The 12,392-nt window shown below is 54.9% G+C and carries 9 protein-coding genes; 7 read left to right on the forward strand and 2 right to left on the reverse strand.

All coding sequences use genetic code 11. The features are described from left to right. Window positions 1–157: 157 nt before the first annotated feature. The 5 genes from OEV49_11445 (at window position 158) to OEV49_11465 (ending at window position 7,300) form a co-directional block, all read left to right on the forward strand. Window positions 158–613 carry a MarR family transcriptional regulator gene (locus OEV49_11445; protein MDH3891689.1) on the forward strand — a complete coding sequence of 152 codons (456 nt, stop codon included), beginning with the start codon at window positions 158–160 and terminating at the stop codon, window positions 611–613. A gap of 67 nt (window positions 614–680) precedes the next feature. Continuing rightward, complete coding sequence (locus OEV49_11450) at window positions 681–893, forward strand: hypothetical protein (protein MDH3891690.1); 213 nt, start codon at window positions 681–683, stop codon at window positions 891–893. A 318-nt stretch (window positions 894–1,211) separates the two neighbouring features. Further along, window positions 1,212–4,064 (forward strand): M14 family zinc carboxypeptidase, encoded by a 2,853-nt coding sequence (locus OEV49_11455; GenBank protein MDH3891691.1) that lies wholly within the window; start codon window positions 1,212–1,214, stop codon window positions 4,062–4,064. Window positions 4,065–4,675: 611 nt separating this feature from the next. Then, the gene (locus OEV49_11460; GenBank protein MDH3891692.1) at window positions 4,676–6,271 is read left to right on the forward strand and encodes a glycosyltransferase family 39 protein; all 1,596 of its coding nucleotides are present in this window, start codon (window positions 4,676–4,678) and stop codon (window positions 6,269–6,271) included. Window positions 6,272–6,352: 81 nt separating this feature from the next. Further along, on the forward strand, window positions 6,353–7,300 hold the full coding sequence (locus tag OEV49_11465; GenBank protein MDH3891693.1) for an SDR family oxidoreductase: 948 nt from the start codon (window positions 6,353–6,355) through the stop codon (window positions 7,298–7,300). Window positions 7,301–8,045: 745 nt separating this feature from the next. On the opposite strand, the gene OEV49_11470 is transcribed toward OEV49_11465, so the two are convergent. Further along, window positions 8,046–8,393 carry a hypothetical protein gene (locus OEV49_11470; GenBank protein ID MDH3891694.1) on the reverse strand — a complete coding sequence of 116 codons (348 nt, stop codon included), beginning with the start codon at window positions 8,391–8,393 and terminating at the stop codon, window positions 8,046–8,048. Between the two features lie 606 nt (window positions 8,394–8,999). On the opposite strand from OEV49_11470, the gene OEV49_11475 reads away from it, so the two are divergent. Beyond that, the gene (locus OEV49_11475; GenBank protein ID MDH3891695.1) at window positions 9,000–10,691 is read left to right on the forward strand and encodes a DUF2029 domain-containing protein; all 1,692 of its coding nucleotides are present in this window, start codon (window positions 9,000–9,002) and stop codon (window positions 10,689–10,691) included. A gap of 131 nt (window positions 10,692–10,822) precedes the next feature. Here OEV49_11475 and OEV49_11480 read toward each other — a convergent pair whose 3' ends face one another. After that, a complete protein-coding gene (locus OEV49_11480) occupies window positions 10,823–11,209 on the reverse strand; it encodes a VOC family protein (GenBank protein ID MDH3891696.1) in 387 nt (128 codons plus the stop codon). 284 nt (window positions 11,210–11,493) lie between these two features. On the opposite strand from OEV49_11480, the gene OEV49_11485 reads away from it, so the two are divergent. Next, window positions 11,494–12,126: a VTT domain-containing protein gene (locus OEV49_11485; GenBank protein MDH3891697.1), complete on the forward strand. Its 633-nt coding sequence runs from the start codon at window positions 11,494–11,496 to the stop codon at window positions 12,124–12,126. Window positions 12,127–12,392 lie beyond the last annotated feature (266 nt).

Genomic DNA, 12,392 nt, shown 5'->3' on the forward strand with positions numbered 1-12,392 from the left:
GTTTGCTGTATTATCAACGGCCGCTCTCGACCTTAGTGTCGGGAGCGGCCTTCACATGTGAGAATGGTCGGCAACGTTGGTGGTAGGTCGGTCGCGAAGCGACCAGGAGGCCCTTTATGGTCTTGACAAATAGGTTTAGTTACTATACATTTGGATCATGGCATCGGTCAGCAACGAGATAGCCGAGCAACTTCTGCGTGTTCTCAACAAATATGTCGAGAACCAGAAGAAGCCGCGCCGGTACGGGCTCAGGCGACTTCTGTTCCCGGCCGAGGTTCACACTATTGTGCTTATTGGTCGTTACCCGGAAGCTGGTGTAACGGAGTTGGCCGAGCGGGCCGGGGTCACCAAGGGCGCCATCTCGCAAATGCTGCAACAGCTTGAGGATAAAAAACTTATACGAAAATCGAAACATCCCGAAAGCGGCTCTCGGGTACTGTTGGAACTGACCAACAAAGGAAAGATAGCCTACTACTCGCATGAGCAAATGCACGAAGATCTCGACCGAGAGTTGTTTGATTTCCTGGACGGCCTGACAGCCTCGAAACTGAAGCTGCTCGGCTCCTTTTTAAGCCATCTTGAGAGCGGTATCGACAAAAGAAGCGAAACCTGACGTTTTTTTGTGCGTATTGTTTAGTAGCTAAACAGTAGAGCTACGTTAACCGAAAGGAGATACCAAAATGACGCGACACAACAAAACCACAAAAGGCCTGATGGGTATCGCCGTGCTTTCAGTGCTGGGCATATTCTGGGGCCTGCATGCCGCCTTTCCCGAAGTGAAGCTGTGGCCTTTGGGCACAGTGACGCTGGTGATCGTCACCATGGCCGTCGGTCACTTCAAGAAATCCAGCCGTGACCCGGAACGCCGAGGAGCCGCCGAGAGTGAGTCCTGACAGATCAGAAGTAGGGTGGGTCCGTCTTCGGACCCGCCGGTGGCAGGTCTCCAAGAGAAGAGAGACCTGCCCTGCAAGGCTCTGCAACCACAACGCCCCGGTTTCACTTTCCACTCTCGCCGGATTTCACAGTCGCAAACTTTGCCTTAGTTACCTCGCCATCAAACGAAACCCAGCACCTGCTCGTCCCGTATACTAAGCAGCCCCGCTCCTTCTTACTTCACCGCATCTGTTGCGAGGGACTCACGGGTACGTCTATCCGCTTCCTGATGGTATGTCTGGGAGTGCACAAATCTATTACCACCTATGGAGGATTTCATGCAAGGCAGAGTGACAAAGACATTGGTGATCATGTTGGTGCTGGCGGTGCTGACCGCTTCGGCATCGGCGACGCAAATGCAGGTGAGACTCTACATCGATGATCCCAAACAACTGCTCGACATTCGGCAGTTGCATCTGGACCAGACTTTTCAAAAAGACGGTTACATCGACATCGTAACCGACCAGGAGGAACTTAGGCAGATCGAAGCCCTCGGTATTCGTACCGAAGTTCTGCACGAAGACATCGTTAAGTACAATCAGTCGAGATTGGACCCGGCCAAAGATATGGGCGGCTATATGACGCTCGACGAACTCAACACACGTATGGACGATCTGATCGCCGCATATCCCAATCTTCTCTCGCAGAAAATCTCGCTTGGCCAGACCCTCGAAGGGCGGGACATTTGGGCTTTCAAACTCTCTGATAACCCCAACGTCGACGAAGATGAACCGGAGCTTCTGTACACCGCCCTTCATCATTGCCGCGAAGTGATCACGCCGGAGGTATTGTTTTATTTTATCGAACAGATGGTTGATCGCTACGGACTTTGGCCGGAAGAAACCGAGCTTATCGACACTCGCGAAATGTGGTTCGTGATGTGTGTCAACCCCGACGGTTACTACCACAACGAGGTGATCGCCCCCGGCGGCGGCGGCATGTGGCGTAAGAACCGAAGGCTCAACGCCGACAGCACCTACGGTGTCGATCTCAACCGCAACTATGGCTACGCGTGGGGCTACGATGATCAGGGTTCAAGCCCGGTCGGCTCAAGCGAGACCTATCGCGGCACCGGCCCCTTCTCGGAGCTGGAAACACAGGCGTTACGCGACTTTGTTATCAGCCGTGAGTTCGTGATCTCGTTACAGTACCATGCTCACGGGAATCTTCTGCTGTGGTCGTGGAGCTACAACCTTGGCGAGTTCACTCCGGACGAACCGGTGTTCCGGGCGATTTTTGATTCGGCCAGGGCATGGAATGGCTATACCGGCGGTTCCGATGCGCTTTACACGGTCAACGGCGGCGCCAACGATTGGAACTACGGTGAACAGACCCTGAAGAACAAGAACTTCTCATACACGGTCGAGGTCGGTACTCAGGAAGATTACTTCTGGCCGTCAGTGGATCGCATACCTGATCTTGTAAATGAAAACTACCGTCCGAACAAGTTCTATGCCCGGGCGGCAGGTCATCCATACGCGCTTATTGCTCCGGCCGCGCCCAGTATCTATGTCGCTGATGTCGTCGACAGTGTCGGCTACGATGTACAGTGGACGCACGTCGACGAAAACAACCCGGCCGCCAGCTATGAACTTCAGGAACTACAGGATTACCAACGTATAGTCGACCCGGCCGACGATTTTGGTCATTGGGAAAACCTGAACTTCTCACTTGACGCCCTGAGCTACTCCGGTCCGACCAGTTTTTACTCCGGTTCCGGTTTCCAGGTTGCGGCCGGTATCAGGAGCCTTGAGCCGATTGTGGTAGGGATGGGTGACTCGATCAAGTTCTGGGCGAATTATGGTATGGAGGACGGCCTCGACTTTGCCTATGTCATGGTCTCGACCGACCTGGTTGTCTGGACAACACTCGAAGGCAACCTGAGCACCGACTACGATCCATACGGCGGCTTCAACGCCGGCCATGGGATTACCGGCTACTCCGGCGGATGGGTACAGGGGCTGTTCGATCTCAGTGATTACGTCGGACAAACTCTGTTCGTGGGCTTCGTATATTATTCGACGCAATACTACGATGGCTCACCTGGTATCTGGATCGACGACATAGAGCCGGTCGATTTCTATGGCGTACAGACCGTCGTTGCGTCCGCTCACACCGATACCAGTTTCAGTTTCACCGATCATCCGACCGGTCTCTACCACTACCGAGTCCGCGCCACCGATAATGAAAACCAACTAAGCATGTATTCCCCTGCCCAGCCGTCCGCAGTGATCAACAATTATGCCTGCGTCGACAGCGACAGCGACGGCTACGGTGATCCCGGCAATCCATCGAACACCTGCAGCGATGACAACTGTCCTCTGGTGTCGAACACCGGGCAGGAGGATGCAGATGGTGACGGCATTGGTGATGCCTGCGATGTATGCCCTTATGATCAGTTCGACGACGGCGACGGGGATGGTTTCTGCGCCGATATCGACAATTGTCCAGCCGTTTACAACATCGATCAACTCGATGCCGATGGTGATGGTATCGGTGATCTGTGCGACGTCTGTCCGGACGATCCACAGAACGATATTGACGGCGATGGTGTCTGTGGTGACGTCGATAACTGTCCTACCGCCGATAACAACGACCAATCGGACATTGACGGCGACCTGCTGGGAGATGCGTGCGACAACTGCGCAGGCGACCACAACCCCGGCCAGGAAGACCTTGATGCCGACGGCGTAGGCGACCTGTGCGACAACTGTCCCGACAGCGCCAACACTCTTCAAGAAGATGCCGACAGCGACGGTGTGGGTGACCTGTGCGACGTCTGTCCGAACGACCCCGAAGACGACAGTGATGCAGACGGTTTCTGTGCCGATGTAGACAACTGCCCCGACGATTACAACCCTGACCAGACCGATCTCAACGACGACGGTGTGGGTGACATCTGCTGTTGTCTGAATCGTGCCGATGTCGACCATGCCGGCGGTCCCAGCCCGATCGACATCGCCGATTTGGTCTTCCTGGTCGATTTCATGTTCTCAGGCGGAGCTCAACCGCCCTGTTTCGACGAGGGTGATATCGACGGCAGCGGTTCGGCGCCTATCGATATATCTGATTTGGTGTACATGGTTGATTATATGTTCTCAGGCGGCCCACCCCCTCCGGGCTGTCCATAACGTAGCACCTTGCGAGGAGGTGGACATGGAGGTCCGCCTCGTTGGCTCACGGACGCATTTCCAGTACGGCCCGGACCTTTGGTCCGGGTCTTGCTATACAGGCAAGGCGACAAGTCGCTTCCTTGCGCATCGCGCTACTCAGGTCATGCCGAGCGGGTGGCCGCCCTAAACTTCCAGGCTGTGTCGCAATTGCAGGTTCCTCCGGTTCCTGCGTTGGCCGAGGGCGAGCGTGTGAACCGGATGTTTCAAAGGCTTCTCTTACACAACGCCTTAGTGAGAGTCGCAGGGTCACAATCCCGACTTCGTCGAGATCAGGACCCTGCGAAACTCGTTTATGACACAGCCTGTCCGATGGGGGCGGAAGTTCATACTTCGACTCCGCTCAGTATGAGGTTGTGTTGGGTCTTGATCACGCCGGCGGCGGGCCAATCTCATGTTGCACGCTGGACGACGAATTGAGATTGCCGCGGCATCACGCGTTTCGCGTGATACCTCGCAATGACGGCAAACGAGGGTTGGTCGACAAGCCCCTTCGTCCGGGCTTCGCTGCACAAGCCAAAAACAAATTGCCCCACACTCCACCGCAACCTATCTTGGCGCACCAAGCTATTATGATCGACAAATGGATACGACAAACCAGCGGCATAGTGCTGCTACTTATCGGGTTGACCTCAGCGATCGCATTTGACCGGATCGCCCGGTGGTTCTTTTTCATCAGTCCGGATGGCGACATCGGAGATGCAACCATGCTGGAGTTGCGCGTGGTGCTGGCTTCGTTGGGCGTGATCGGATTCTATCTGTTCTTCAGGGGGGGCGTGCACCGATTCTTTCGCTGGTTACACCACCATATCAACACATCGTCGACCGCCGACTTTCTCACTATCGTCTTGTCAGCCGGATTGATCCTGCGGGTTCTGGTTATCCTGTGCATGGAGATACCTCTCTACATCGATTACCAGGGCTACGACGAGCTCGCCTGGACCTGGGTGCAACAGGGCGGCTATTACAACGGTGAGCATCTCACCGGCTACTATCCGGTGGGCTATCCGTTTTTCTTGTCGCGACTGTACTACCTGTTCGGACATGCCCCCCTGGCTGGTGTCCTCGCGAATATCTTTCTGAGTCTGTGCATCGGGTGGCTGAGCTACCGAATCGCCGGACGCATCTTCGGCGAAAAAACCGGACGCTGGTGTCTGCTTATAATGATGTTCTTCCCCAGTCAGATTCTGTTCGTCAATCTGTTGGCCTCGGAGATGTTGTTCACACCGCTGTTCTTGTTGTCACTCCTGATGTTCATCCCTGCCGATGCACGTGGAATTCAAGGTTGGTTCAAGGGTGGCGTCATGCGACCCCACGTGACGCCTGCTCTGCAATCCGAAGGCCGTCAGGCGAGTCGTCTGACAGCACCTTTACCACAACGCCGTCTGACTCGCAGCATGGGAGATTATCTCCTGCCGATTGCGGGCGGAGTATTGTTGGGTCTGGCCACGCTGACCCGTGCGCTCACCCAGGTCTACTGGCTGGTCCTGTTGCCGTTGTTCTTCCTGCAATCGGGCAGCCTTAAGAAAGCGGCGACCCAGACCGTTCTTGTGCTGGCCGCATTGGCCCTGGTAGTAACGCCGTGGATCGTCCGCAACCATCAGGCCGTGGGCCGCGCCCGAGTAAGCACCAACGGCGGTATCAACTTTATGATAGGTAACAATCCGGGCAGCGGTATGGGTTGGATCGAGGTGGACTCGGTCGAATTCAACACCCACGATGCCACCCGCGAGGCGTATATCGACAGTGTCGGCTGGCGTCGGGGATGGGCCTTCATCCGGCAGGACCCGGTGGCTTTCCTCAAACGTGGTCTCCTCAAGATTGGCTACTTTTTCGCCGGTGATCTGACCGCAATTCATTATCAAATGAAACAGGCGGCCGAAAACTCACGGGTTGACTGGTCCGTGCTGGTGGCCATGTACAGCCAGGGCTACTATATAATGGTGTTGCTTTTTGGCGGCTTCGGGTTGGTGGTTTATGCTCGAAGCAGTGGTCGCCGGCCGGGGGGATATCTGTTGTGGGTGACGATTCTGTTTTGGACAGCGGTTCATTTTGTCTTCTTCGGCCATGCCCGGTTTCACTTTCCGATCATGCCAATGATCGTCACTTTTGCCGCCCTCTACATAGTAGATGCTGTGGAGGAGACGGAACCGCCCATCCACGAATAACCCTGTTTTGCTTGAGTTTCCATTTGAAACTGTCGATAATGGGGTAGATGCAGCACTTAACGTGAGAGGCAACGCCCACTGATGAACTATCTGATTACCGGTGGAGCCGGGTTTATCGGCTCCAACATCGCCACCCGCCTGGTCGAGAACGGAGACCGGGTGCGTGTATTGGACAATTTCTCATCCGGCCGTCGTGAAAACCTCGCGGCTCTGGGTGATAAGGTCGAGCTGATCGACGGCGACATTCGTGATTACTGGACAGCTGTCCAGGCGGTCGACGGCATGGACTACGTCTTACACCAGGCCGCCCTGCCCTCGGTGCCGCGCTCGATTGCCAACCCGCTGACATCTCATGCCGTCAACATCGACGGTACACTGCACGTACTTGAAGCAGCCCGTCGGGCCGGTGTAAAAAAACTGGTCATGGCGTCGTCATCGTCGATCTACGGCGAATCGGAAGAGCTGCCCAAACATGAAGGCATGGAGCCGAGCCCGCTCTCACCGTATGCCATCACCAAACTGACTTGCGAACATTATCTGCGCGTCTACTGGGAGCTGTATCAATTTCCCACGGTGTCACTGAGATACTTCAACATTTTCGGACCACGGCAGGATCCGGGTGGTGATTATGCCGCCGTCATCCCGAAGTGGATAATCGCCCTGTTGAACGGCCAGCAGCCGGTGGTGTTCGGTGATGGGGAGCAGTCACGCGACTTCACCTACATAGACAACTGTGTGCAGGCCAATATCCTGGCTGCCACCAATGAATCGATAGTGGGCGATCAGTTTAACGTCGCCTGTGGCGGGCAGTTTACGCTTAATCAATTGCTGGACAAACTCCGCGAGATCATCGGGGTGGACATCCAGGCACATTATACACCGCCCCGACAGGGTGACATTTTGCACTCATACGCGGCCATCGACAAGCTCGAACAGTTCGGCTACAAGTCGGAAGTGGGCTTTGATGAAGGCTTGCACCGCACTGTCGAGTTCTTCCGTTCGCAGGTATCTGAGAAAGTCTCGGTGTAGATTCATTGGGTGGTGAATTACTTTCACGCTTCCTGCACACCCCCTCGTCATTCCCGCACCTCTCTTGTCATTCCCGCGAAGGCGGGAAGGGGAATCCATCTTTGCTTGTTCAGTGCCTGGCAGATGTCCACATCTGCCGCCAAGTGGCGTCGCTGCGGCAAGTCAATAACACACCCCTAAATCCTCTCTCAAGAGGGGACTTTGAAGAGGATATCGCCGTAGGTTTGTTTCGTCGCCATAAGCAGAACCGAGGCGTTTCCTTTCCTCGGTACCCCACCCAGAGGCTTTGCGCCGGGTGGGCTCACGCATAGCAGATTGTGGGGCGGCCAACCGTTCACGTTGGGTGGAAAAAGCACCGCCTGTCGTCATTGCGAGGGAGTGACGCGCCACGCGGTACGGCCGCGGCAATCTCATATTGTCGCGAAGCGAGATTGCCGCGTCGGTCACTGTGTTCCCTCCTCGCAATGACTAACCACCCTATCATACCGAGCGCAGTCGAGGTATGAGCCAAGTCGAAGCATGAAGAACTCCGCCGGGTCCACGCCGCGGCGTGCAGGCGAAGACGGACCCGCCTTACGAATTCCTGTTGGCGGGTTCGAGGACGGACCCGCCCTACTAATCCCTCTACTCCAGCGGGAGGGTGGAGTGAAGAATCACGCGGCCATAAATGGCTTTCAAGGCGCGTGATGACGAAACCACAGGGGTTTCGACCTACGGTTACTCAGACAGTTAACCAAGCATTCCATCAGACTATTGCCAGTCCCAAGTAGTAAATGTCCATGTCGCTAATCTTCGGCAGCACGTTCGCATCCTTATCTCTGATTGCCAGTCCCAAATAGTACCAGTCCATCTTATCAATCTTAGTGAGCACGTCCCAGTCACCTCCAACTATTGCTAATCCCAAGTAATACAGATCCATGCCGTCGATTTTACGGAGCACATCGTTGTCGTTGTCGAGGTACGCCAAGGCCAGATAATAGACATCCATGTTATCGATTTTGAGTGCCACGTCGCGGTCTCGGTCTAGCATCACAAAACCTAAATAGTACAAATCCATATTGTCGATTTTCTGGAGACTGCTTCGATCACCCATGGTCCACTCCCTTTCGCCGGAATTTCTTGTATCCTACCTGTGCGAGGTATGCAAGCAGGCTTTATCTGTAGAACAAGATAGTAAACAAGGCTCGTTTAGAGCAACATTCATGTTGGCGTCCGCCGCCCGCATAAACTGGGGCAGAGGAGGACGGCCACAAGTAGCTTCCACTCGCCGCGCACTTAACAAAGGCGCGAAGCGCCAAAAAGCGATTTATCGCCGGGTCCACGCCGCGGCGTGCAGGCGAAGACGGACCCGCCTTACTAATACTCTGTCAAGCCTTGAGACCCACCTGCCGCAAGGCTCTAGGTGGGGTACCGAAGACCTGGATTCCGGCCTTCGCCGGAATGACAGAAAGTGGGCCGTCCCCCAAGAACCTGGATACTGGCTTTCCCCAGTATGACGAGACTCCGTAAGCCCTCTCCGAAAAACTATCTTAACATGGGTTTCTGACTTGACTTTTATATAAAGTGGAGTATGTTGACCCACTAAATATATGAAACAATCGTCGGTTCCGGGAAATAGCAGGACCACCCGGCGGTCCAGCCGGGCTGGTTCATATTCGAAAGAACACTCGGGCCATGGCGGTTTTTTGGAGGTCATGTCATGAAAGTCGGATTCGAACGTTGTATCGCTGCGTATAGTATCACCACCACGCTGGCCATTCCGCTGGCTCATGCCATGGCAACGCTGCTAAGAAAAGCGTTTGATGCCGACGCGATTACCGCCGTTTACGACATAGTGCTGGCGGTGGCGCTTGTAATGCTGGTTTCGGCGTTTCTGAGTCGACAGTGGCCGCGCGGACTTTCGGCCTATCTCAGTTCCCTGGTGGTATCGTTGGCCACCGTGATAATCTTGGCGCTGGTGGACCGTTCGCTCCTACTGCCGCTTTTGGCCGTGCCGCTCGTTTGTCCAGTTGGCGTACTGCTGAGCAACATGATTGCCCGTCGCTTGCCGGTCTGGATGGATGGATCATTGCACCGTTTCCCGGTGCGAACAATGCTGCTGGTAGTCTTGGCTCTCCTGATGGTTGTCCAGACCGCTCGTCTATCAAGCTGGGTAAGTGATCCGTCGCAGGACTGGTGGATTAGTACCAAGAACCCGCTCTTCGCCCAACACATGTGCATGGTTGCATATATCTACGCCGCTGATCTCAACCGTCAGGGTGTGGACAATGTTTATGACCAAAGCTACTACCCCGGACTCAACCCGGACGCCGATATCCGCACAACTATTAATAACCTACACCCCGAGGATCCATATCAGTATCCCCCTCAGTTTTTGGTGCTGCCCCGTTTGGCTATTGCATTGACTAACGATTTTGATCTGATTAAAACGTTCTGGCTGGCCTTACAGGCTTTGTTCTTTGGCTTCATCGCCTGGACGGTGGCCAGGTTTATCGGCGGGCAGGTCGGGTTGATGGCAGCATTGTTGATCCCTCTGCTGTGGATATCGTTTCCGGTACTGGCCAACCTTCAGTATGGACAGTTTCACCTGATGTCGGTCTTTTTGGCCGTGGCCGGTATGATGTGGTTTGCCCGTCGGCGGTATTTTCTTGGTGGCGCTTCATTGGCCTTCGCCATGTTGTCCAAAGCGGCTCCGGGAATTCTGCTGATCTACTTGTTGGCAAAACGCCGCTGGAAAGAAGCAGGTTGGACTTTGGGCTTCTGTGTAGCATTCTCTCTGCTTGCTCTGATGGTGGTTGGCACGGAACCGTTTGTTGCCTTCTTCACCTACCAGATTCCCGCGATTCAAAACGGCAGCGCCTTTGCGTTCGCAGAGATCTGGCCGGAATTCCGTGACTTGCTCATAGCGGGCAACCAATCACCCTTCGCTTTCGTTTTCAAGCTCGGTGTGCTGGGTCTGCCGGGTATGTCTATCTCGCTGGCCAACACGGTGCATCTGGTTTACACGGTTTTGGTGTTTGTCGTTGCTCTCCTGGCTGCACGTGTCAACGGCAATCGACATCGGCAATTGTTGGTGTGGCTGGCTTTGTTGAATCTGGCCGCCTTGGTCAGTAAAGGAGCCTGGGGTGATTACATTCCGATAGGTACTATCTGGCTGTTGACTTTTATGGTCAGCGATATGATGGCAACTCACAAACGTAAGTTGCTCCTGGCCGTTGTCTCTGTTTTCATGTTTCTGTCTTTGGGCGTTCTCCCTTTGCCCGGATTGGGCGACCCGGCGATATTCACCAGCCTGGCCGCGGTGGGGATGATTATCACCATCGCTTTCAACGCCTGGGTGCTGTTCGGGCGTACGCCTGAGGTCCGGACGGTGTCCGGCGAGTCCCCGTAGGGCGAAGACGGACCCGTTTTGATATGATAGGAGACCTCTCTTTACAATCAACATCCGCAAACATGAAACCTTCTGCTGACTAGGCGGCGATTTATTCCAACTCCAAGAAAAGAGAGACCTGGCCCACAAGACTACTTCTTCTCAAAGAGTGCGGCCACCGCGCCAGACGGGTCTTTGATGATACAGTAGCGGCTGTCGGAAGTCAGTTCAGTCGCGTCGCGTATAACCTCACCGCCAAGTTTCTTGCACGACGCGATACTTGCGTCCAGGTCGGCCACCGTGATATAGATCAACCATTGGGCAGGCAGACCGGCGTTGGTGCCGCGCGCATGACAGATGCCGGCCACCGGCAGCTCCCTTCCCGGCTCAATCATCACAAAGTCATTGTACCCGCCCATATCGACCGAATCGGTTGTCCACCCGACCACGTTCTTGTAGAAATCACGCACCTCTCCAGCTTTCTTCACAGTCAGGTCCATCCAGCCGACAGACCCGGGTTCCAGTTGTTCCTCAGTCATTTCTTCTCCTCTATTTCAAAAGAACCATGCTTGCACGTCCGGCTACATAGATTACTCTTTGGGCGGTCCGATGGGTAACTTTTTTTTATCAAGCCTGTCTAATTCAATGCGACCACCCGACGCAAAGCCTCTGCGTGGGGTGCCTGCTACCGACAGAGGCGGGTTCACGCAGCGGCGCGCAAAGGACAGTCCGACCTGTTTGCCGCCTTGCATCAGACCGACTCACTTGTTGACTTGGCGGGCAACGACTCGTACTCTGACGACGTAAGTATACCAGAGGAAACATGACAGACAGCAGTGCACCCACCAACCAACAAACAGCTACTCCCAGTTCGACAGACGCCAATTCGATGAACAAAAACTGGTTGGTCGCTCCGCTGGTCACATTGGCCATCGTCCTGGTTGGTGTGGTCCTGGTGGCTTTGTTCAGAACGGACATCAACGACTACGGCGTATCATTGCTGACGCGCTTTGGTCAGGATTGGGTTGATGTCATTCTGTTTCTCGTAACGGCGGTTTCCTGCACACCTATAATGCTGCCGGTCTGGGGTTATGCGGTGGCCGGGGCCGCTCTGGGGTTGAGCGTGGTCAGGCTGGCCGCGGTGATGGCGCTCGGCTCGGCGCTGGGGTCATACACGACGTTTGCCATCGGGCGCTACATGGGGGACCGGTCTTGGGTGAAACGGCGTTTCCCCGATCTTCAAAAAAACCCCTGGACCTACGGCAAATCGAGACTGTATGTAACGATGATCTTATTCTTCGGCACCGCATCGCCGTTGCCGTGCGACGTAATCTACGCAGCCTGCGGCGCCAAGCGGTACCCGAGTCTTCCGTTTTTCATAACGATTGTTGCCGCTCGCTTCGTGCGCTACCTCTATATGGGTTACGGTTTTCTCTACGTGAGCGATTTCTTTTGAGCCGCATAGGAGAAGGTTGAAACAGCGTCGCCAGAATCTGGTCTTGCTATCCGCCCCAAACAAGCAGGCTCTGTCATAGTGTGGTTTCGCAGGGTCCTGGTCTCGACGCAGTCGGGATTGTGACCCTGCGATTCTCGGCATGCTGTTGTGAGAGAGCAACCTCAGGAACCACCGGTTCACACGCTCGCCTTCGGCGAACGCAGGAACCGGAGGAACTTGCCATGGCGATACAGTCTGAAGGTTTGAGGCGGCCACCCACTTGACGA

The sequence above is a fragment of the Candidatus Zixiibacteriota bacterium genome, from assembly GCA_029860345.1.
In the GTDB taxonomy this organism is placed as follows: Bacteria; Zixibacteria; MSB-5A5; order GN15; family FEB-12; genus JAJRTA01.